Origin of the sequence: Streptomyces sp. NPDC096136, assembly GCF_044763325.1 — a bacterium.
Lineage (GTDB): Bacteria > Actinomycetota > Actinomycetes > Streptomycetales > Streptomycetaceae > Streptomyces.
Genome location: NZ_JBIWFZ010000005.1, coordinates 65,979 through 85,466, shown reverse-complemented (window position 1 = coordinate 85,466; position 19,488 = coordinate 65,979). Strand labels below are relative to the sequence as shown.

20 protein-coding genes and 1 tRNA gene are annotated in these 19,488 nt (G+C 73.2%); 12 read left to right on the top strand and 9 right to left on the bottom strand.

Annotated elements, in window-relative coordinates; translation table 11 throughout:
• Positions 1–27 precede the first annotated feature (27 nt).
• Entirely contained in the window at positions 28–1,875 is a 1,848-nt protein-coding gene (locus tag ACIRBY_RS12235; RefSeq protein ID WP_403899815.1) for a prolyl oligopeptidase family serine peptidase, read from the bottom strand.
• A 99-nt stretch (positions 1,876–1,974) separates the two neighbouring features.
• On the opposite strand from ACIRBY_RS12235, the gene ACIRBY_RS12230 reads away from it, so the two are divergent.
• The 3 genes from ACIRBY_RS12230 to ACIRBY_RS12220 all read left to right on the top strand — a co-directional run bounded on the left by ACIRBY_RS12230 (position 1,975) and on the right by ACIRBY_RS12220 (position 4,116).
• Positions 1,975–2,142 carry a hypothetical protein gene (locus ACIRBY_RS12230; RefSeq protein ID WP_403899813.1) on the top strand — a complete coding sequence of 56 codons (168 nt, stop codon included), beginning with the start codon at positions 1,975–1,977 and terminating at the stop codon, positions 2,140–2,142.
• Positions 2,143–2,210: 68 nt separating this feature from the next.
• Positions 2,211–3,512, top strand: a complete 1,302-nt coding sequence (gene codA, locus ACIRBY_RS12225; protein WP_403899811.1) for a cytosine deaminase — start codon at positions 2,211–2,213, stop codon at positions 3,510–3,512.
• 10 nt (positions 3,513–3,522) lie between these two features.
• Positions 3,523–4,116 (top strand): HD domain-containing protein, encoded by a 594-nt coding sequence (locus ACIRBY_RS12220; protein ID WP_403899809.1) that lies wholly within the window; start codon positions 3,523–3,525, stop codon positions 4,114–4,116.
• Between the two features lie 46 nt (positions 4,117–4,162).
• On the opposite strand, the gene ACIRBY_RS12215 is transcribed toward ACIRBY_RS12220, so the two are convergent.
• The 3 genes from ACIRBY_RS12215 to ACIRBY_RS12205 form a co-directional block, all read right to left on the bottom strand.
• The gene (locus tag ACIRBY_RS12215) at positions 4,163–5,488 is read right to left on the bottom strand and encodes a chloride channel protein (RefSeq protein WP_403899806.1); all 1,326 of its coding nucleotides are present in this window, start codon (positions 5,486–5,488) and stop codon (positions 4,163–4,165) included.
• 234 nt (positions 5,489–5,722) lie between these two features.
• A tRNA-Pro gene (locus ACIRBY_RS12210) sits at positions 5,723–5,796 on the bottom strand.
• 97 nt (positions 5,797–5,893) lie between these two features.
• A complete protein-coding gene (locus tag ACIRBY_RS12205) occupies positions 5,894–6,832 on the bottom strand; it encodes a metallophosphoesterase (RefSeq protein ID WP_403899803.1) in 939 nt (312 codons plus the stop codon).
• A 68-nt stretch (positions 6,833–6,900) separates the two neighbouring features.
• Here ACIRBY_RS12205 and ACIRBY_RS12200 point away from each other — a divergent pair, with 68 nt between their 5' ends.
• Positions 6,901–7,362 (top strand): GatB/YqeY domain-containing protein, encoded by a 462-nt coding sequence (locus tag ACIRBY_RS12200; protein WP_403899801.1) that lies wholly within the window; start codon positions 6,901–6,903, stop codon positions 7,360–7,362.
• A gap of 84 nt (positions 7,363–7,446) precedes the next feature.
• Here ACIRBY_RS12200 and ACIRBY_RS12195 read toward each other — a convergent pair whose 3' ends face one another.
• The gene (locus ACIRBY_RS12195; RefSeq protein ID WP_403899798.1) at positions 7,447–9,783 is read right to left on the bottom strand and encodes a transglycosylase domain-containing protein; all 2,337 of its coding nucleotides are present in this window, start codon (positions 9,781–9,783) and stop codon (positions 7,447–7,449) included.
• A 397-nt stretch (positions 9,784–10,180) separates the two neighbouring features.
• Between ACIRBY_RS12195 and ACIRBY_RS12190 the strand changes: the two genes are divergently transcribed.
• Positions 10,181–10,531: a WhiB family transcriptional regulator gene (locus ACIRBY_RS12190; RefSeq protein ID WP_052291094.1), complete on the top strand. Its 351-nt coding sequence runs from the start codon at positions 10,181–10,183 to the stop codon at positions 10,529–10,531.
• 38 nt (positions 10,532–10,569) lie between these two features.
• Here the strand turns inward: ACIRBY_RS12190 and ACIRBY_RS12185 are convergent, their stop codons facing one another.
• A complete protein-coding gene (locus ACIRBY_RS12185) occupies positions 10,570–11,877 on the bottom strand; it encodes an ArsA family ATPase (RefSeq protein ID WP_403899795.1) in 1,308 nt (435 codons plus the stop codon).
• Positions 11,874–12,860, bottom strand: coding sequence for an ArsA-related P-loop ATPase (locus tag ACIRBY_RS12180; RefSeq protein WP_403899792.1), 987 nt, complete (start codon positions 12,858–12,860; stop codon positions 11,874–11,876). Before ACIRBY_RS12180 ends, ACIRBY_RS12185 begins: the two co-directional genes overlap by 4 nt.
• A 46-nt stretch (positions 12,861–12,906) precedes the next feature.
• Between ACIRBY_RS12180 and ACIRBY_RS12175 the strand changes: the two genes are divergently transcribed.
• The 5 genes from ACIRBY_RS12175 to ACIRBY_RS12155 all read left to right on the top strand — a co-directional run bounded on the left by ACIRBY_RS12175 (position 12,907) and on the right by ACIRBY_RS12155 (position 15,820).
• Positions 12,907–13,068, top strand: coding sequence for a DUF4177 domain-containing protein (locus tag ACIRBY_RS12175; RefSeq protein WP_007264966.1), 162 nt, complete (start codon positions 12,907–12,909; stop codon positions 13,066–13,068).
• Positions 13,065–13,538: a RidA family protein gene (locus ACIRBY_RS12170; protein ID WP_403899789.1), complete on the top strand. Its 474-nt coding sequence runs from the start codon at positions 13,065–13,067 to the stop codon at positions 13,536–13,538. The genes ACIRBY_RS12175 and ACIRBY_RS12170 overlap by 4 nt, the downstream gene beginning before the upstream one ends.
• A gap of 229 nt (positions 13,539–13,767) precedes the next feature.
• A complete protein-coding gene (locus tag ACIRBY_RS12165) occupies positions 13,768–14,679 on the top strand; it encodes an NUDIX hydrolase (protein WP_403899786.1) in 912 nt (303 codons plus the stop codon).
• Positions 14,676–15,521 (top strand): MBL fold metallo-hydrolase, encoded by an 846-nt coding sequence (locus tag ACIRBY_RS12160; RefSeq protein ID WP_403899783.1) that lies wholly within the window; start codon positions 14,676–14,678, stop codon positions 15,519–15,521. The genes ACIRBY_RS12165 and ACIRBY_RS12160 overlap by 4 nt, the downstream gene beginning before the upstream one ends.
• Positions 15,518–15,820: a hypothetical protein gene (locus ACIRBY_RS12155; protein WP_403899780.1), complete on the top strand. Its 303-nt coding sequence runs from the start codon at positions 15,518–15,520 to the stop codon at positions 15,818–15,820. Before ACIRBY_RS12160 ends, ACIRBY_RS12155 begins: the two co-directional genes overlap by 4 nt.
• Before the next feature lie 7 nt (positions 15,821–15,827).
• Here the strand turns inward: ACIRBY_RS12155 and ACIRBY_RS12150 are convergent, their stop codons facing one another.
• Positions 15,828–16,637 (bottom strand): nucleotidyltransferase domain-containing protein, encoded by an 810-nt coding sequence (locus ACIRBY_RS12150; RefSeq protein ID WP_403899777.1) that lies wholly within the window; start codon positions 16,635–16,637, stop codon positions 15,828–15,830.
• A 154-nt stretch (positions 16,638–16,791) separates the two neighbouring features.
• Positions 16,792–17,466: a Crp/Fnr family transcriptional regulator gene (locus ACIRBY_RS12145; protein ID WP_042811540.1), complete on the bottom strand. Its 675-nt coding sequence runs from the start codon at positions 17,464–17,466 to the stop codon at positions 16,792–16,794.
• Between the two features lie 302 nt (positions 17,467–17,768).
• Between ACIRBY_RS12145 and nth the strand changes: the two genes are divergently transcribed.
• Both nth and ACIRBY_RS12135 read left to right on the top strand, forming a co-directional pair.
• On the top strand, positions 17,769–18,644 hold the full coding sequence (gene nth, locus ACIRBY_RS12140) for an endonuclease III (protein WP_403900539.1): 876 nt from the start codon (positions 17,769–17,771) through the stop codon (positions 18,642–18,644).
• A 116-nt stretch (positions 18,645–18,760) separates the two neighbouring features.
• A complete protein-coding gene (locus ACIRBY_RS12135; protein WP_403899773.1) occupies positions 18,761–19,480 on the top strand; it encodes an NUDIX hydrolase in 720 nt (239 codons plus the stop codon).
• The last annotated feature ends 8 nt before the right edge of the window (positions 19,481–19,488 follow it).

Here is a 19,488-nt window from a genome sequence, read left to right as displayed (position 1 = left end):
GGGGTGCACCGGGAGCCCGGTGCCGGGTCAGCGCGGCAGCCCCTGCGGCAGGTGCTTCAGGGCGAATTCCAGCTCCATCCGGACCTGCTTGATCCGCTCCTCCACCACCAGCGAGCCGTGCCCCGCGTCGTAGCGGTACACCTCGTGGACCGCGCCGCGCGCCACGAGCCGGTCGACGTAGTGGTCGATCTGCCGGATCGGGCAGCGCGGATCGTTCACGCCCGCCGCGATGTACACGGGCGCCTTCACCGCGTCCACGTACGTCAGCGGCGAGGAGGCCTCGAAGCGCTCGGGGACCTCCTCGGGCGTGCCGCCGAAGAGGGTGCGGTCCAGGGACTTCAGCGCCTCCATCTCGTCGTGGTAGGCCGTCACGTAGTCCGCCACCGGTACGGCGGCCAGTCCCACCGCCCAGTCGTCGGGCCGCGTCCCGATGCCCAGCAGGGTCAGGTAGCCGCCCCAGGAGCCGCCGGACAGCACCAGCCGCGCCGGGTCCGCAAGTCCCGAGGAGACGGCCCACGCGCGGACCGCCGAGATGTCCTCCAGCTCGATCAGGCCGACCCGGTGCTTGAGGGCGTCCGTCCACTCCCGGCCGTAGCCCGTCGAGCCCCGGTAGTTGACCCGGACCACCGCGAAGCCGTGGTCCAGCCAGGCCGCCGGGGCCGCCGCGAAGGAGTCGGAGTCGTGCCAGGTGGGCCCGCCGTGGATCTCGAAGACGGTCGGGAAGGGGCCCTCGCCACGGCCCGCCGGGCGCTGCGCGAGCGCGTGGATCCGCCCGCCCGGGCCCTCCACCCACACGTCCTCCACCGGCACCGAACCGGGCGGCCGGAACCCGGGCGGGTCCAGCACGACCCCGCCCGCGGTGGACCGTACGGAGGCCGGCTCGGCGGCCGAGGACCACTGGTACTCCACCGTCCCGTCCGGGCGCGCCGTGGCCCCCGACACCGAACCCGGGGGAGTGTCCACCCGGACGAGCTCCCGAGCGGCCAGGTCGTAGCGCCACAGCTCGTCGCGCGCCTCGAAGCTGTGCTCGATGAGCAGCGCGGCCCCGTCGGGGTACCACTCGGCGCTCACGTCGCCCGGGAGCTCGATCGCGAGGTCCTCCTGGGCGCCCGTGGCCACGTCCCACACCATCGGCTCCCAGCGGCCGCGACGCTGGTGGCCGACCAGCAGCCGGGTGTCCCCCGGGACGGGCGCGAAGCCCAGCACCTCCAGGCCCAGCTCCTCGGTGCCGCCGCGCGAGTCGTCCAGCTCCGCGACGGTGGCCCCGTCGAGGGTGACCACGCGCAGCGCCGAGTGCATCGCGTCGCCGTGCTCGGTGTGCTCGATCGCGACCAGGGTGCCGTCGCGGGAGAGGTCGCCGACCCCGGCCGACTCGCGGTGCCGGTAGATCACGGCCGGGGCGCTGCCGCCGGGCCGGACGACGTGGATGGTGGAGCCCTCCTCGTCGGTGGACCGGCCGACCACCGCCGTCCCGTCGCGGCCGATGGCCAGCCCGGCGGGGTAGGAGGGTTCCAGGCCGGGCGTGGCGGGCTCGTCGGGGCCGCCGGCGAAGGGCTGGCGGACCCAGGTGCCGAACTCGTCGCCGTCGGTGTCGCAGAACCACCAGATCCACTCCCCGTCGGGGGAGAGGGTGCCGTCGGTGGTGCCGTGGGGGCGGTCGGTGGCCTGGCGCTGCGTGCCGGTGGCGCGGTCCCACGCGTAGAGCTCGTAGGTACCGGTGGCGTTCGACACGAAGAGCGAGCGGTCCGGGGCGTCCTCGGCCCATTCGGGCAGCCCCACGCGCGGGGCCCGGAACCGCTTCTCCCAGTCGGGCATCTCGGAAGCGGGGGTCCCGCCGGAGGTCAGATCGCTGTCGCTGCTGGTCATGCCCTCCATTCTTGCCTGACCGGCCGACGGGCCGCCGGGATGCCGACTGCGCCGAACGGGGGCATGGTGGAGGGCGTACGCCGAGCGTTTCCCGAAAGGGTGTTGATCATGACCAAGCAGGCCCGTACCGGTCATCACGGCCATCAGGACTCCGAGCGCGCGATGGCCAAGAACACGGCGGCCGAGGCGCGGGCCAAGGCCGCGGGCCGCGAGGCCCAGTCCCTCTCCGCGCAGACGCGCGGCATGCAGCAGAAGGCGCAGGCCAAGCGCGGCTGAACCCCCGACATCCGGTCACGGTCCGTGTTTCACGTGAAACACGGACCGCGTCGCCCTAGCCTGGCGGGATGCGGATGATCGTCCGGGGCGCCCGGCTGCTGCACGAGGAGGGCCTCCACGACGTGGAGGTCGCCGAGGACGGACGCATCGCACGCGTCCTGCCGTACGACGACCAGAAGGAGCCGCCCGCCACGGGCGTGCTCATCGAGGCCCACGGCGGGCTGCTCAGCGCCCCTTTCGTCGAGCCGCACATCCACCTGGACACCGCCCTGACCGCCGGGCAGCCGCGCCCTAACGCCTCCGGCACCCTCTGGGAGGGCATCGCCCGCTGGAGCGAGCGCAAGCGGACCCTGACCCGCGAGGACGTGATCGCGCGGGCCACCGAGGTGCTGCGCTGGCAGGCCGCCCAGGGCGTCCTGCACGTGCGCACGCACTGCGACGTCACCGATCCGTCCCTGACCGCCCTCGACGCCCTGCTGGAGGTCCGCGACCGGGTCCGGGACGTGGTGACCCTCCAGATCACGGCCTTCCCGCAGGAGGGCATCGTCTCCTTTCCCGACGGGGCGGCCCTGCTGCGCGAGGCCGTCGTGCGCGGAGCGGACGTCGTCGGCGCGATCCCCCACTTCGAGGACACCCGCGAGGACGGGATCGCCTCCCTGCGGACCGCCTTCGCGCTGGCCGAGGAGCACGGGCTGCGGGTCGACGCCCACTGCGACGAGATCGACGACGAACAGTCCCGCTTCGTGGAGGTCCTCGCCACCCTCGCCCTGCGCACGGGGCTGCGCGAGCGGGCCACCGCCTCCCACACGACGGCCATGGGCTCCTACAACGGCGCCTACAGCCTCAAGCTCCAGCGGCTCCTGTCGCGTTCGGGGATCAACCTGGTCGCCAACCCCTTCGCCAACCTCAACCTCCAGGGCCGCTTCGACGCCTACCCCAAGCGGCGCGGCCTCACCCAGGTCAAGGAGATGCTGGCCGCCGGGGTCAACGTGGCCTTCGGGCACGACGACGTGATGGACCCCTGGAACGCGCTCGGCACCGCCAACCCGCTCCAGACCGCCCTCGTCGGCCTGTACGCCGCCCAGCTCACCGGGGCCGAGGAGGTCCCGCTCGCCTTCTCCATGGTGACGGAGTGCGCGGCCCGCGTGCTCGGGCTGGGCCCGGACGAGTACGGCGTGACCGAGGGCGCGCCCGCCTCCTTCGTCCTCCTCCCCGCGCCGACCCCCGCGGAGGCGGTCCGCCGCCAGGTCCGCCCGCGGTACGTGGTCGCGCGCGGCACGGTCCTCGCCGAGACCCCGCCGGCACCGACCCGGCTGTGGTGGCCGGGAGAAGTCGGGCCGTCGGACGTGGACTTCACCCCGCCCCTCTAAGGTGCGGTGCATGACGTGGACCCTTCACAACCTTGACTCCGACACGGCCCGCCGCGCCTTCGAGATCGCCTCGGAGTACGCAGACCCCGCCCTGCTCAACCACTCCGTCCGCTCCTACGCCTTCGGCGCGGAGTACGCGCGCCAGCACGGCCTCGCGTACGACGCCGAGCTCTTCTACGTCAGCGCCCTGCTCCACGACCTGGGCCTGACCGCGCCGTTCGACAGCCACACCCTCCCCTTCGAGGAGGCCGGCGGCCACGTGGCCCGCGTCTTCACGGCGGGCCTGGGCTGGGACCCGGCCCGCCGGGCCCGGGCGGAGGAGGTGATCGTGCGGCACATGCGCGACGACGTCACCGCCGCCGAGGACGTCGAGAGCCACCTCCTCCAGGTGGGCACGAGCGCGGACGTCTCGGGCCTGCGCGTCCCCGACTTCGACCCCGCCTTCCGCACCGCCCTGCTGGCCGACCGCCCCCGCCTCGGATTCGGCGCCTCCTTCCTGGCCCTGGTCGAGGACCAGGCGGCCCGCAAGCCCTCCTGCGCGGCGGCCGCGTACGTCGCGGGCGGCGCGGCCGAGCGCATCGCGGCGAACCCGCTGGACGCGTAGCCGCAGGGGGACACCCGGGCCGCGGCCGGTCCGGGGGCCCGCGGGATCAGGCCGGCCGGGCGGCGGGCTCCGCCGGCCTGCGGCGCCGGTGCCCCACCGGCAGCTCGGCGGTGATCAGCGCGGCGACCGTCGCCAGGATCGCCACCGGCGTCATCCCCGGGCTGTCGACCAGCACCAGCGCCATCACCGCGCTACTGACCGGCAGCCGCAGCACGCTGGCCGCCCCCGCGGCCAGCCCCGCGGTCACGGCCGGCAGCACCCCCAGGCCCGGCAGCGGAGCCGCCAGCACCCCGGCCGCGCAGCCCAGGAAGAGGGCCGGGAAGATCGGGCCGCCGCGCAGGCTGCCCAGGCACAGGGCGTACGCGACCGTCTTGCACAGCAGGACGGCCACCAGCACCCCCACCGCCCAGGACTGAGGGTTCTCCACCAGCGGGGCCATCATGGCCTGCCCGGAGGAGGCCACCTCCGCCGGGGACCGGCCGGTGACCAGGGCGTAGACGGCCGCGCACGCCCCGGCGCCGAGCGCGCACAGCGCCGTACGGGCGACGGTCCGCCGGGTGACGTAGCCGGCCACGCGCCGACCCGCGCCCACCGTCAGCCGCAGCACCACCGCCAGGGCGACCGCCAGCAGCAGCCCCCAGCCCACGTCCGGCGCGTCCAGCCGGGGAACCGCACCGGGGATCCTGACGGTCAGGCCGCCGGTCTTCAGCCCGGTCCACCGGCCGAACCCGGTGAACACCAGCGCCCCCAGCCCGCTGGAGAGCAGCGCGGGCAGCATGACGGCGACCAGCTGCGGCCCGCCCACCCCCACCACCTCGATCAGCAGCACGGCCGCGATCAGCGGGCTCCCGAAGATCGCGGAGATGGCCGCGGCCGCGCCCGCCACCCCCATCAGCACACTGGCCTGCGGGGTACCCGGCCCGCGCGCCAGGTCCCGCAGCAGCAGCGCGAGGCCGCCGCCCAGGGCGATCAGCGGCGCCTCGGGACCCAGGACCGCACCGAACGGCAGGCTCGCGGCCGCGGCGAGCACCACCCCGGGCAGCGCCTTGGACGAGGTCCCGCCCATGGCCAGGCCGGCCGCCGGAACGTGCCCGCCCGCACCGGGCAGCCGGAGGGCCACCCAGCCCACGACGACACCCGCGACCAGCAGCAACGGCAGCGGCCACCACCACGGGGGCCCCTCCCACCCCAGTCCCTTCGGCAGGCTGTCCCACAACAGGTGCTGCAGCTCGTGCAGCCCGGCCAGGAACCAGAAGCACACCAGCGACACCGGGATGCCGATCAGCGCGCACAGCGCGAGCGTCTTGCGGTACTCGGGCGTCGTCAGCAGCCCCCGCAGCAGCTCCGCCTCCCCCGCCTGGGTCGCCGTCATGGCCACTCCTTCCGGGCCGCCGGGACGGCCCGCTCCGCCGGAGCCACCGCACCCGCGCCCGCACCTCTGCACCGGCCGCCGGCCCCTCCGGGCATTGCAGCACCCCCGGGCCCCACCCGCACCTCACGCGCGGCCACCCCGGTCACCCGAGGTCATCCGGTCACGCACGGGAACGCACAACAGCGAAGGGCCTGATCCACTGACGTGGATCAGGCCCTTCGCTGTCAAACACTGTCGGGGTGGCGGGATTTGAACCCACGACCTCTTCGTCCCGAACGAAGCGCGCTGCCAAGCTGCGCTACACCCCGATCGCCGCCCTGGCGTTTCTGCCTGGCGACATCGATTACTTTAGCGGACCCGGCGCCGGAGACGAAATCCGGTTCTCGCGAGGGCCCCGCGGGGGTCCTAGGCCCGGGGGGCCAGGGTCAGGAGGGTGGCCTCCGGGGGGCAGGCGAAGCGGACCGGGGTGAAGCGGTTGGTGCCGCAGCCCGCCGAGACGTGCAGGTAGGAGCGCTCGCCCCCGGTCTCGTACGTGGACAGGCCCTTCACCCGCTTCGTGTCGAGGTCGCAGTTGGTCACCAGGGCCCCGTAGAAGGGGACGCACAGCTGCCCGCCGTGCGTGTGCCCGGCGAGGATCAGCGGGTACCGGTCGGCGGTGAAGGACTCCAGTACCCGCAGGTACGGGGCGTGCACGACGGCGATCGACAAGTCCGCGTCCGCCTCCGGGCCGCCCGCGACCCGCTCGTAGCGGTCGCGCTTGATGTGCGGGTCGTCGAGGCCGGTGAACGCCAGCTCCATGCCGTTCAGCTTCAGCCGCGCCCGGGTGTTGGTCAGGTTGAGCCAGCCCGCCGCGTCGAAGGCGTCCCGCATCCCCTCCCACGGGTTGTGGACGGCTCCGACGACCGGCTTGTTGCCGTTCAGGCCGTGCCGGCCCTGGGCCTTCTCGATCAGGTAGCGCCCGGGGTTGCGCAGCCGCGGCCCGTAGTAGTCGTTCGAGCCGAAGACGTACACACCGGGGAACTCCATCAGCGGGCCGAGCGCGTCGAGGAGCTCCGGCACGCCCTCGGTGTCCGAGAGGTTGTCACCCGTGTTGACGACGAAGTCGGGGCGCAGCCCCGCCAGGGACTGGAGCCAGGCGCGCTTCTTGCGCTGCCCGCCGACCATGTGGATGTCCGACACCTGGAGCACGCGCAGCGGGCGGGCCCCGGCGGGGAGCACGGGGACGGTCACCCGGCGCAGCCGGAAGGAGCGGGCCTCGAACCCGGCGGCGTAGGCCACTCCCGCGGCCCCCACCGCCGCGATTCCGGCGGTGACCTTCAGGGGTACTCCGTAACGCGCGCGCATGGCCCCATGGTCGCAGACGCGGAAAACCGATGGGCGCCGCAGCCCCCGCACCTGGCAGACTCAAGGGCATGACCACGCTCAAGGCCAAGCTCCAGGAAGACCTCACCACCGCCATCAAGGCGCGCGACGAACTCGGTTCGTCCACGCTGCGCCTGACCCTCGCCGCCATCACCAAGGAGGAGGTCGCGGGCAAGGAGGCGCGCGTCCTCTCCGACGAGGAAGTCCTCAAGGTGATCGCGAAGGAGGCGAAGAAGCGCCGCGAGGCCGCGGAGGCCTTCGCCCAGGGCGGCCGCGACGAGCAGGCCGCGCGCGAGACGGCGGAGGGCGAGTTCCTCGACGCCTACCTGCCCAAGCAGCTCGGCGACGACGAGCTCGACGCGATCGTGGCGCAGGCGGTCGAGGAGGCCCGGGCGGCGGGCGCCGAGGGCCCGCGGGCCATGGGTGCCGTCATGAAGATCGTGAACCCGAAGGTGGCGGGTCTGGCGGAGGGCGGCCGCGTCGCCGCCGCCGTCAAGAAGCAGCTCTCGTAGGCGGGGCACCCGTCGGCAGGAGAAGAACGGGGAGGGCCCCGGCCGGATCATCCGGCCGGGGCCCTCCCCGTTCTCGTCGCCCTGTCACGGGGTCTTGTCGCCGCCGATCGTGCCCGGGTCCGCGGGCAGTCCGGGGATCGGGATGGTCGGCGGGTTGGCCGGGGTGTCGCCCGCGCCGCCGGCGCCGGCGCGGTTGTCCCCGGGCTTGTTGTCGCCGCCGGGCTTGCCGGGCTTCCCGGGCTTGCGCGGGGTCGTCGGCGGGTTCGGGGTGGTGCCCCGGCCGCCGCCGTTGTTGCCGTTCCCGTTCCCGTTCCCGTTGCCGCCGCCGCCCGCGACCGAGGGGTCGGGGATGTGGACGTTGGCGAAGGCCGGGGCCTCGCGGCCGGCGAGCGCGCCCGAGACCGCGTCCTTCCAGATCGGGCCGGGCAGACCACCGCCGAAGACCTTCGGGTAGTACTGGCCGCCGATGGTGATGTCCTCCATCGTGATCTTCTTCGCGCCGCCCGAGCCGACCCACACCGCACCGGACATGTTCGGGGTGTAGCCGACGAACCAGGCGTTGTACCGGCCGTCGGTGGTACCGGTCTTGCCCGCGTTGTCGCGGTCGGTCAGGCCGGCCTTCTCACCGGTGCCGGAGTCGACCACTCCGCGCAGCAGGGTGTTGATCGTGTCGGCGGTGTCCTGGGACATCGCCCGCTCGCACTTGCTCTTCGGCACCGCCAGGGCCTTGCCGTGGGCGTCGGTGATCGACTCCAGGGCGATCGGGGTGCAGTACACGCCCCGGTTGGCGAAGGTGGCGTACGCGTTGGCCATCGTCAGCGGGGACATCTCGGCGGAGCCGAGCGCGATGGACGGCTCCTCGGGCAGCTTCACCCCGCTGGCCGGGACCACGCCGAGCTTCTGCGTCATCTCCGTCACCGGGCAGAGCCCGATGTCCGAGATCATCTGCACGAAGTAGGTGTTGATGGACTTCTCCATCGCCGTCTTCAGCGCGTACGGGCCCTGCTCGTCCGCCGTCTCGTTCTCGGCGGTCTGCATCTTGCCCCCGGCCAGCGGCAGGTTCTGCCAGGGCGGCGAGCCCTCGCAGCGGGCCACCGGGCTCGGGTACTCCATCTTGTTCGGCGCCGAGTAGACCTTCGTCGGCTCCATGCCCTTCTCTATGGCCGCGGCCGCGATGAAGGGCTTGAACGTGGAGCCCACCTGGAAGCCGAAGTTGGAGCCGCCCATCCGCTTGTCGACGGAGTAGTTGATCTGGGTCTCGTTCTTCCCGAAGCCGTACGGCTTGGACTGGCCCATCGCCAGGACCCGGCCCGTGCCCGGCTGGACCATGGTCACGGCCGTGGCGATCGAGTCGTCCTGGTTGACGTGGTCCCGGATCGAGTTGTTCGCGGCGTCCTGCGACTGCGGGTCCAGGGTGGTGCGGATCGTCAGGCCGCCCTGGTTCCAGATCTTCGCCCGCTCCTCGCGGGTCTTGCCGAAGACCGTGTCGGACAGGAAGGTGTTGCGCACGTAGTCGCAGAAGAAGCCCGCGCCCTTGACCGCGGTGATGCAGCCGTTCTTCGGGCGGGTCACCTTCAGGGTGACCGGCAGCTTCTTCGCCTCGTCCGCCTGCGCCTGCGAGATGTCCTTCACGTCGGCCATCCGCTGGAGCACGACGTTGCGGCGCTTCATCGCCTCCTGCGCGTCGTTCACCGGGTCGAACCGGCTCGGCGACTGGACGACGCCGGCCAGCAGGGCCGACTCGTCCAGGGTCAGGTCCTTGGCCGGCTTGCTGAAGTAGCGCTGGGCCGCGGACTCGATCCCGTACGCCGCCTGCCCGAAGTAGGTGATGTTGAGGTAGTTCTCGAGGATCTTCTTCTTCCCGAGCTCCTCCTCGACCTGGATCGAGTACTTCAGCTCGCGGATCTTGCGGCCCAGGCTCTTCTGCTGGGCCTCGGCGACCTTGGCCGGGTCGTCGCCGGCCTCCTCGACGAAGACGTTCTTCACGTACTGCTGCGTCAGGGTGGAGGCGCCCTGCGCCGCGCCGCCCTCCTGCGCGTTGCGGTTGACCGCGCGCAGGATGCCCTTGAGGTCGACGGCGCCGTGCTCGTAGAACCGGGAGTCCTCGATCGCGACGATCGCCTTCTGCATGTACGGCGAGATGGCCGTGAGCGGTACCACCTGCCGGTCCCGCGAGTACACCGTGGCGATCAGGCCACCCTCGGCGTCCAGAATGGTGGTCCGCTGGCTCAGCGGAGGCGTTTTGAGATTGGCCGGGATCTCATCGAAGCCCTCGACGGTGCCCTTGGCGGCGAGGCCCAGCGCACCGGCGCCCGGGATCGCGATGCCGGCGAGAACGACTCCGGAGAGAACCGACAAACCGAGGAACCTGGTGGCCTGCTGCGGCCCCGTGAGCCCTGCGCCCGAGCGCTTCTTTCCCATGGAGGGAAGCCTACGTTCTCATTCGCCGGACACGTGCGAATGCCTTGGCCTAAGCTGTCCCCAACTGTCACAGCAGTGTGGTGCGACATCAACCCCTCGGCTTGATTTTCACCCTTCCCGAATGGGGTGGACGCATGTCCGAATCTCGCCCTTCGCTCTGACGGCGGCTCACTGGCGCTTCCCTGATTTCACCCGAATCGCCGGAATGGTCGGGCATGTCGCCGGATCACTCCGTCGGGTGATCTGCCGCTTACCCATAGTCCGTTCGGACCATTCAAGATTGGGCCCGTCGGGGGTGTTGCACCGTCCCCGCCTTCCGTAACGTCCTCAACTGGCAGCGGTGAATATGCCGCTACCGCCGTGGGGGAGCCTCGATTCGGGAGAGGACGGCACCGGGATGGGCTGGGTAACCGACTGGAGTGCGCAGGCAGCCTGCCGCACTACCGATCCGGATGAACTGTTCGTTCAAGGAGCGGCACAGAACAGGGCCAAGGCGGTGTGCACCGGATGCCCGGTGCGGACCGAGTGCCTGGCCGACGCGCTCGACAATCGTGTCGAGTTCGGAGTGTGGGGCGGAATGACCGAGCGGGAACGGCGCGCGCTGTTGCGCAGGCGTCCCACCGTCACCTCGTGGCGACGGCTGCTCGAAACCGCTCGCACGGAGTACGAGCGCAGTACCGGCATCCTCACCGTGGATGTCGCGGCGGAGATCGACGTGGAGTACGAGACCTACGCGGCAGCCGGGTAACCACCCGGGCGCCGCGCCGGCACCACTCCCACCCGCGGTCAGGCTCCGGCCGGAGCCCCGGCCGCGAGTCGCTCTCCGATGGCCCGCAGCCCGGCGAGGTCGTGCACATCGCCGGGCAGGGCGGCCACTTCGGCCACCGCCACCTCGGGATGCAGCGAGGTGAACCGGTCACGCGTGCGCTGTTCGCGCGCGATCACCTGCATCCGTTCCGCGTGCAGGCGCAGCAGTTCCGCGGTGATCGCGTCAGCGTCACCGGGACCGGCCGTGCCTTCCGCGCCCTCTGTGCCCTCTGTGCCCTCTGCGTCTTCCACGTCGTCCACGGCGGGGGAGCCGTCGTCGGCGGCGTCACGAAGTCCAGCCTTCCCGGACTCCTGATCGACAATGCCGCCTTCTTCAAGATTCTCTGCGGCCGCCAGGGCCCGCTCGGCCGACAACTGCGGCGCGTCGCTGCCGTGCACCCGGTTCAGCACCAGGCCCGCCAGCGGCATCTTCTCCGCGGCCAGCCGCTCCACGAAGTACGCCGCCTCGCGCAGCGCGTCCGGCTCGGGGGCCGCCACCACCAGGAAGGCCGTGCCCGGTGCCTGGAGCAGGCGGAACGTTGCGTCCGCACGGGTGCGGAACCCGCCGAACATCGTGTCCATCGCCGCCACGAAGGTCTGGACGTCCTTCAGCAGCGAGGCGCCCATCAGCTTGCTCAGCGTGCCGGTCATCATCGACATGCCGACGTTCAGGAACTTCATGCCGGCCCGCCCGCCGACCTTCGCCGGGGCCATCAGCACCCGGATGAACTTCCCGTCCAGGAAAGACCCCAGCCGTTTCGGCGCGTCGAGGAAGTCCAGCGCGGACCGGCTCGGCGGGGTGTCCACGACGATCAGGTCCCAGTCGTCCTTCGCCCGCAGCTGGCCCAGCTTCTCCATCGCCATGTACTCCTGCGTGCCCGCGAAGCCGGCCGACAGGGACTGGTAGAAGGGGTTCGCCAGGATCGCCCGCGCCCGCTCGCGGTCCGCGTGCGCCTCGACGATCTCGTCGAAGGTCCGCTTCATGTCCAGCATCATGGCGTGCAGTTCACCGCCGTCGCCGTCCACCCCGTGGACCCTGCGCGGGGTGTTGTCCAGCGAGTCGATGCCCATCGACTGCGCCAGCCTGCGCGCCGGGTCGATGGTCAGCACGACCACCTTCCGCCCGCGCTCGGCCGCCCGTACGCCCAGCGCCGCGGCCGTCGTGGTCTTGCCGACCCCGCCCGCCCCGCAGCACACGATGATCCGGGTCTCCGGGTCGTCCAGCAGCGCGTCGACCGCCAGCCGCTGCGGCGTGTCCAGGCCCATGGTGTTCCCGCCCCCGCTCATTCGGCGTCCGCCTGCTTGCGCAGCTCCGTCGCCAGCTCGTACAGCCCGGCCAGTTCCATCCCCGAGCCCAGCAGGGGGAGTTCGTACGCCGGCACGTCCAGCCCCGCCAGCACGCGGCGCTGCTCCCGCTCCAGCTCCACCCGGCTCGCGTGCTCGGCGGCCTGCGTCAGGAGCGGGTCCACCAGGCGTTCGGCCAGCCCGCCGCGCCGCGCCCCGCCGAGGCCCGCCCGGGACAGGGCCTTGGCGATCTCCGTGCGGCGGCCCTCCGCGGCCGTGCGCAGGGTGTCCTCGTCCAGGTGGTGCGGACGGACCATGTTGACGATGACGCGCCCGAACGGGAGTCCGACGGCGCGCAGTTCCCCGATCCCGTCGGCGGTCTCCTGGACGGGCATCTCCTCCAGCAGGGTCACCAGGTGCACGGCGGTGTCCGGGGACTTGAGCACCTTCATGACGGCCTGCGCCTGGTTGTGGATCGGCCCGAACCGGGCCAGCCCCGCCACCTCGTCGTTGACGTTCAGGAAGCGGGTGATCCGCCCGGTCGGCGGGGCGTCCATGATCACGTGGTCGTAGACGAACCGCCCGGACCTGTCCTTGCGCCGCACGGCCTCGCACGCCTTGCCGGTCAGCAGGACGTCCCGCAGACCGGGCGCGATGGTCGTCGCGAAGTCGATGGCCCCGAGCTTCTTGAGGGCGCGCCCGGCCGACCCGAGCTTGTAGAACATCTGGAGGTAGTCCAGCAGCGCCCGCTCCGCGTCGATGGCGAGCGCGTACACCTCGCCGCCGCCCCCGCCGGGCGCGACGGCGATCTTCCGCTCCTCGTAGGGGAGCGCTTCCGTGCCGAATAGCTGTGCGATGCCCTGCCTGCCCTCGACCTCCACGAGAAGAGTCCGCCTGCCCTCGCGCGCGAGGGCCAGCGCGAGTGCGGCGGCGACCGTGGTCTTGCCGGTGCCGCCCTTGCCGCTGACCACCTGGAGCCTGCTCACAACCTCCGAGCCTAACCACTCCCGCTCAGGCGCTACGCTCGCCCCCATGACCAAGAAGTTCGAATACGCGACGGTCCCCCTGCTGGTCCACGCCACCAAGCAGATCCTGGACACCTGGGGCGAGGACGGCTGGGAGCTCGTCCAGGTCGTGCCCGGCCCGAACAACCCCGAGCAGCTCGTGGCCTACCTCAAGCGGGAGAAGGCATGAGCGGCGTCGTCGAGGCCCGGATCGCCGAGCTCGGACTGACCCTCCCCGAGGTCGTCCCGCCGTTGGCCACGTACCAGCCGGCGGTGCGCTCGGGCGCGTACGTGTACACCGCGGGCCAGCTCCCGATGGTGCAGGGCAAGCTCCCGCTGACCGGCAAGGTCGGCGCGGAGGTCTCGCCCGAGCAGGCCAAGGAGCTGGCCGCGACCTGCGCGCTGAACGCGCTGGCCGCCGTGAAGTCCGTGGTCGGTGACCTGGACCGGATCGCCCGTGTGGTGAAGGTCGTCGGCTTCGTCGCCTCGGCCCCCGACTTCACGGGGCAGCCCGGCGTGCTCAACGGCGCGAGCGAGCTGCTGGGCGAGATCCTCGGCGAGAAGGGCGTGCACGCGCGCAGCGCGGTCGGCGTGGCGGTGCTCCCGCTGGACGCCCCGGTCGAGATCGAGATCCAGGTGGAACTCGCCCCGGACGCCTGAGCCCGCGCCTTCCCGAGGCGCGACTGCGTCGAACGCCCTGCGGGCCGGACCGCCCGCGGGGCGGTTCCGGCCCCACCGGCCTTCGGGGCGCGGGATCCGGGGCGGAGCCCCGGGGAACGGGCGGACGGCGGGGAGACGGCTCCGCGCAGCGGCCCGCCACCCCGCCCGCCCCCGGCGCCGGAGGAAGCGGGGCCTCGAACATCGGGCCGGATGGCCGTAGCATCCGGCCATGCCGAATGGTCAGCACGGACAGCCCTCGCCCGAGCAGCCCCCCGCCGGAGGCCAGTGGTACCCGCCGGAGTGGCCCGCCCGCATCCGCGCCCTGGCGGAAGGCGCCCTCACCCCGGCGGCGCCCAAGCGCGCCGCCACGGTGATGCTGCTCCGCGACACCCCCGCCGGCCCCGCCGTGCACATGCTGCGCCGCCGCGCCTCCATGGCGTTCGCCGGCGGCGCCTACGCCTATCCGGGCGGCGGTGTCGACCCCCGCGACGAGGACCACCGCATCGGCTGGGCCGGCCCGGACCAGGAGCAGTGGGCGGCGCGCCTCGGCACCGACGCCGCCACCGCCCAGGCGATCGTCTGCGGCGCGGTCCGCGAGACCTTCGAGGAGGCCGGCGTCCTCCTCGCGGGGACCACCCCCGACACCGTCGTCGGCGACACCACCGGGGACGACTGGGAGGCCGACCGCGAGGCCCTCGTCGGCCGCGAGCTGTCCTTCGCCGAGTTCCTCGACCGCCGCGGCCTGCTGCTGCGCTCCGACCTGCTCGGGGCGTGGGCCCGCTGGATCACCCCCGAGTTCGAGCCCCGCCGCTACGACACGTGGTTCTTCGTCGCCGCCCTCCCGGAGGGCCAGCGCACCCGCAACGCCTCCACCGAGGCCGACCGGACCGTCTGGATCCGCCCGCAGGACGCCGCCGCCGGCTACGACGCGGGCGAGCTGCTGATGATGCCGCCCACCATCTCCACCCTGCGCTCCCTGGAGCCGTACGGGGCCGCCGCCGACGCCCTCGCGGCGGCCGGCGCGCAGGACCTCGCCCCGGTGCTGGCCGAGGCCTCGCTGGAGGACGGCGTGGTCGTGCTCAGCTGGCCGGGCCACGACGAGTTCACCAAGCGCGTCACCCTCGGAGGAGGCGCCGTATGACCGACGCAGCGGCCCTGCCCGGCCAGCCCCGCGGAGCGGTCGTCTCCGGACCGGCCACCGCCCGCGCGGTCAACGTCCTGGCCCCCAACCCGTCGGCCATGACCCTGGACGGCACCAACACCTGGCTCGTCTCCGAGCCCGACTCGGACCTCGCCGTCGTCATCGACCCGGGCCCCCTCGACGAGGCCCACCTGCGGGCGGTCATCGCCACCGCCGAGCGGGCCGGCAAGCGGATCGCGCTCACCCTCCTCACCCACGGCCACTCCGACCACGCCGAGGGCGCCGGCCGCTTCGCCGAGCTGACCGGCACCAAGGTGCGGGCCCTGGACCCCGCGCTGCGCCTGGGCGACGAGGGCCTGGCCGCGGGGAACGTGATCCGCACCGGCGGCCTGGAGCTGCGCGTCGTGCCCACCCCGGGACACACCGCCGACTCCCTCTGCTTCCACCTGCCGGCCGACCGGGCCGTGCTGACCGGCGACACCATCCTGGGCCGGGGCACGACGGTCGTCGCGCACCCCGACGGGCGCCTCGGCGACTACCTGGACTCCCTGCGCCGCCTGCGCTCCCTCACCGTCGACGACGGGGTCCACACCGTGCTCCCGGGCCACGGGCCGGTCCTGGAGGACGCCCAGGGCGCCGTGGAGTACTACCTGGCCCACCGCGCCCACCGGCTCGCCCAGGTCGAGACGGCCGTGGAGGACGGCCTGCTCACCCCCGAGGCCGTCGTCGCCCACGTCTACGCCGACGTGGACCGCTCCCTGTGGCCGGCCGCCGAATGGTCCGTGCGCGCACAGCTCGAGTACCTTCGGGAGCACGGACTGATCCCGGGGGGACCTGAATGAACACGCTGTACCTGGCGCTCGCGCTGCTCGCCGTCGGCGGCTGGATCACCTCGACGGTGAACCTGCGCATGCGTGCCCTGCAGGACCGGGCCGACCGGCTGGAGCGGCGGCTCGGCCTGGTGCTGGAGCACCTGGGCGTCGAGGAGCCGGAGCCGGCGGGGCTGGACGCCGTGCGCGCGCTGATGCGCGAGGGCCGGACCGTCTCCGCCATCAAGGAGTACCGCCGGATCACCGGCGCGGGCCTGGCGGAGGCCAAGCGGGCCGTCGAGTCCCTGGAACCGGCCCCCGCCAAGGCCTAGCCGTCCGTCAGGCCGCCGGGCGCGGCGTCTTCGTGCCGTGCCGGGCCCCGTACTCCGCGGCCAGCCACGGCCCGAGGTCGTCCAGGTAGCGGCGCACCACGGCCGGGTCCTCGACCGGGTCGAGGGCCACGGCGGCCGCCTCCCGCAGCTGCGCCGCCCGCTGCGGGTAGTAGCGGCCGAAGACCTCCGCGGACTCGGCGAGGTCGCTGGTCCAGCCGCCCCACTCGGGCATGACCAGGGTGAAGGCGGTCCGCACCAGGTGCCGGGAGAAGGACCGGCTCATCCCGCGGAACTCCGCGGGCTCCGAGGCCGCCTCGAACCGGGCCCGCCAGCGGGGCAGCAGGGCGGCCAGGTCGCCGTTGGTCTCCCGCGCGAGCAGGCTGTCGGGGCGGTAGCGGGGCAGGTGCTCGGCCAGGTCGGCGCCGAGCAGCGGGGTGCACAGGCAGGCCAGGAACCAGCCCAGGTCGTGGCGCTCCCGCTCGCTGAGCAGCCGCTCCTTGCCGTACAGCAGGATGCCGACGCCGTCGATCTGCGGGAAGTCCTGGTCGAGGCCGCGGCCCAGCACCTCGGCCGTGTCCCGGTCCTCGTCGGACGGCTCCCGGTGCAGGGCGAGCAGCAGGTCGAGGTCGGAGCGCCCCGGCCGGGCCGTGCCGCGCGGCACGGAGCCGTACAGGTAGGCGCTGTGCAGCCGGTTCCCGTACGCCTCCGCCAGCCGGGCGCGCGCGGCGGCCACGAGGGCGGCGAACTCGGGCCGGATCCGCCCGAGGGACCCGTCCCGCTCGAAGTACCCGTCCGCGTCCAGCCCTCTGTGGTCCATGATCCCCACTCTGCCCGGCGCGCGGCCGGGAGCGAACGGATTTACGGCCCGTGCCGCCACCGTCCGGGCCCGCGCCGCCACCGCCGCGCCGGCTCCGAGAACGCACGGAGGGGCCCCGTCCGACACCCGGACGGGGCCCCTCCGCGAAGCTTCGTCAGCGCGAGCGCTTGGCGAGCCGCTCCACGTCCAGCAGGATCACGGCGCGCGCCTCCAGGCGCAGCCAGCCGCGGCCCGCGAAGTCGGCGAGCGCCTTGTTCACGGTCTCGCGCGAGGCGCCGACGAGCTGGGCCAGCTCCTCCTGCGTGAGGTCGTGGACGACGTGGATGCCCTCCTCGGACTGCACGCCGAAGCGGCGCGACAGGTCCAGGAGCGCGCGGGCCACGCGGCCCGGGACGTCGGAGAAGACCAGGTCGGACATCTGGTCGTTGGTCTTGCGCAGGCGCCGGGCGACGGCGCGCAGCAGCGCGGTGGCGACCTCGGGCCGGGCGTTGAGCCAGGGCTGGAGGTCGCTGTGGCCGAGGCCGAGGAGCTTGACCTCGGTCAGGGCGGTGGCGGTGGCGGTGCGCGGGCCCGGGTCGAAGAGCGACAGCTCGCCGATCAGCTCGCCGGGGCCGAGGACGGCCAGCATGTTCTCGCGGCCGTCGGGGGAGGTGCGGTGCAGCTTCACCTTGCCCTCGGTCACGACGTACAGCCGGTCACCGGGGTCGCCCTCGTGGAACAGGGCGTCGCCGCGTGCGAGGGTCACCTCGCCCATGGAGGCGCGGAGCTCCGCGGCCTGCTCGTCATCGAGCGCCGCGAAGAGCGGGGCGCGCCGCAGAACGTCGTCCACGAGTCTCTCTCCTATGTCGACCGGCCAATGGGGACCGTTCCCCATTTTGCCGGACGGCTCAAACAGTGCGATCAATCACAAGGATGCCGGACGGACGGGCGTGCTGTGCGGCGAGAGGCCGATCGGGGTGGTGTTACCTGAGGTCCGGGCGGGGTGTCAGCGTCCGGCCTTAGGCTGGCCGGGTGTCCAATAAGCCGGTGAGAGCACAGGCCAAGGGGTCCGCAGGAGTGACGGCGGCCCAGAATTCAGCCGTGGGCGAACAGGCCCCTGCGGCGGCGTCCGAAAAGGCCCGACCTGCCCCCCTGGGCAAAGCTTCGGCCAAGAAACCGCGGGCCGCCGGGACGGCCGCTCCCGCGGAGACCGCCGCGCCCGCCAAGCCGACCAAGCCGGCCAGGGCGCCCAGGCCCGAGTCCCGCCTCGCCATGGTCCGCCGGGCCCGCCGGATCAACCGCGAGCTCGCCGAGGTGTACCCGTACGCCCATCCGGAGCTGGACTTCCGCAATCCCTTCGAGCTCCTGGTGGCCACCGTCCTCTCCGCGCAGACCACCGACCTGCGCGTGAACCAGACCACCCCGGCCCTCTTCGCCGCCTATCCGACCCCCGAGGACATGGCCGCCGCCGTGCCGGAGGAGCTGGAGGAGATCATTCGGCCGACCGGGTTCTTCCGCATGAAGGCGAAGTCCCTCCTCGGCCTCTCGCAGGCCCTTCGGGACGACTTCGGGGGCGAGGTGCCGGGCCGGATGGAGGACCTGGTCAAGCTGCCCGGAGTGGGACGCAAGACCGCCAACGTGGTCCTCGGCAACGTCTTCGGAGTCCCCGGGATCACCGTCGACACCCACTTCGGACGGCTGGTGCGCCGGTTCAAGTGGACCGAGCAGCAGGACCCGGAGAAGGTCGAGGCGGAGATCTGCGCGATCTTCCCCCGGAGCGAGTGGACGATGCTCTCGCACCGCGTCGTCTTCCACGGCCGCCGGATCTGCCACGCGGTGAAGCCCGCGTGCGGCGCCTGCCCCATCGCCCCGCTCTGCCCCGCCTACGGGGAGGGCGAGACCGACCCGGAGAAGGCGAAGAAGCTGCTGAAGTACGAGAAGGGCGGCCAGCCGGGCCAGCGGCTCTCCCCGCCCCCGGACTACCCGGGGCTCCCCGCGGCGCCCCTGGCGACCCGTACGGGGCCCTGAGCGGGGCGCGACCGCCTGCCCGGGGGCGCGGCGGCCGCGGCTGCGCGCCCCCGGCGGAACGAATCGGTACCCGGTCCGCGTTCAGCGGACGGGGAGAACACGGACAGGGGTTGCCTATGACGCGCGGTACGCAGGACGAGACCACGGCCGCGGCCGACCGCCGGGCCGACGGGCTCACGCTCACGACCGCCGGCCTGCCGGGCTGGCTCGACCCCGTCGCCGAGGCGGCCCGTACGGTCCGGCCGCAGCAGCTCAGCCGCTTCCTGCCCCCCGAGGACGGCCGGGGCCGGCAGTCAGCCGTGCTGATCCTCTTCGGGGAGGGGCCGCGCGGCCCGGAGATCCTCCTCCAGGAGCGCTCCGGCAGCCTGCGCTCGCATGCCGGCCAGCCCTCCTTCCCGGGCGGTGCCCTGGACCCGGAGGACGGCGACCCGCACACCACCGGACCGCTGCGCGCCGCCCTGCGCGAGGCCCGGGAGGAGACCGGGCTGGACCCGGCGGGCGTGCAGCTGTTCGGCGTGCTGCCCCGGCTCTACATCCCGGTCAGCGAGTTCGTCGTGACCCCCGTGCTCGGCTGGTGGCGCGAGCCGTCTCCGGTCGGCCCGGTGGACCCGGCGGAGACGGCCCGCGTCTTCACGGTGCCCGTGGCGGATCTCACGGACCCCGCCCACCGGGTCACCGTGGTCCACCCGAGAGGCCATCAGGGGCCTGCTTTCACCGTGGAATCGGCCCTGGTCTGGGGTTTCACCGCCGGGGTCATCGACCGGATCCTGCACTTCGCGGGCTGGGAACGCCCGTGGGACCGCTCACGTCACGTCCCGCTCGACTGGCACGCATGAGACGGTGA

What these genes read in the sequence shown, in the direction of transcription:
- ACIRBY_RS12170 (WP_403899789.1), top strand. Translation starts at nt 13,065, where the DNA reads ATGAGCGGCGTCGTCGAGGCCCGGATCGCCGAGCTCGGACTGACCCTC.
- ACIRBY_RS12220 (WP_403899809.1), top strand. Translation starts at nt 3,523, where the DNA reads ATGACGTGGACCCTTCACAACCTTGACTCCGACACGGCCCGCCGCGCC.
- ACIRBY_RS12235 (WP_403899815.1), bottom strand. Translation starts at nt 1,875, where the DNA reads ATGGAGGGCATGACCAGCAGCGACAGCGATCTGACCTCCGGCGGGACC.
- ACIRBY_RS12230 (WP_403899813.1), top strand. Translation starts at nt 1,975, where the DNA reads ATGACCAAGCAGGCCCGTACCGGTCATCACGGCCATCAGGACTCCGAG.
- codA (WP_403899811.1), top strand. Translation starts at nt 2,211, where the DNA reads ATGCGGATGATCGTCCGGGGCGCCCGGCTGCTGCACGAGGAGGGCCTC.
- ACIRBY_RS12185 (WP_403899795.1), bottom strand. Translation starts at nt 11,877, where the DNA reads ATGAGCGGGGGCGGGAACACCATGGGCCTGGACACGCCGCAGCGGCTG.
- ACIRBY_RS12215 (WP_403899806.1), bottom strand. Translation starts at nt 5,488, where the DNA reads ATGACGGCGACCCAGGCGGGGGAGGCGGAGCTGCTGCGGGGGCTGCTG.
- ACIRBY_RS12195 (WP_403899798.1), bottom strand. Translation starts at nt 9,783, where the DNA reads ATGGGAAAGAAGCGCTCGGGCGCAGGGCTCACGGGGCCGCAGCAGGCC.
- ACIRBY_RS12175 (WP_007264966.1), top strand. Translation starts at nt 12,907, where the DNA reads ATGACCAAGAAGTTCGAATACGCGACGGTCCCCCTGCTGGTCCACGCC.
- ACIRBY_RS12155 (WP_403899780.1), top strand. Translation starts at nt 15,518, where the DNA reads ATGAACACGCTGTACCTGGCGCTCGCGCTGCTCGCCGTCGGCGGCTGG.
- ACIRBY_RS12190 (WP_052291094.1), top strand. Translation starts at nt 10,181, where the DNA reads ATGGGCTGGGTAACCGACTGGAGTGCGCAGGCAGCCTGCCGCACTACC.
- ACIRBY_RS12205 (WP_403899803.1), bottom strand. Translation starts at nt 6,832, where the DNA reads ATGCGCGCGCGTTACGGAGTACCCCTGAAGGTCACCGCCGGAATCGCG.
- ACIRBY_RS12135 (WP_403899773.1), top strand. Translation starts at nt 18,761, where the DNA reads ATGACGCGCGGTACGCAGGACGAGACCACGGCCGCGGCCGACCGCCGG.
- ACIRBY_RS12165 (WP_403899786.1), top strand. Translation starts at nt 13,768, where the DNA reads ATGCCGAATGGTCAGCACGGACAGCCCTCGCCCGAGCAGCCCCCCGCC.
- ACIRBY_RS12150 (WP_403899777.1), bottom strand. Translation starts at nt 16,637, where the DNA reads ATGGACCACAGAGGGCTGGACGCGGACGGGTACTTCGAGCGGGACGGG.
- ACIRBY_RS12200 (WP_403899801.1), top strand. Translation starts at nt 6,901, where the DNA reads ATGACCACGCTCAAGGCCAAGCTCCAGGAAGACCTCACCACCGCCATC.
- ACIRBY_RS12160 (WP_403899783.1), top strand. Translation starts at nt 14,676, where the DNA reads ATGACCGACGCAGCGGCCCTGCCCGGCCAGCCCCGCGGAGCGGTCGTC.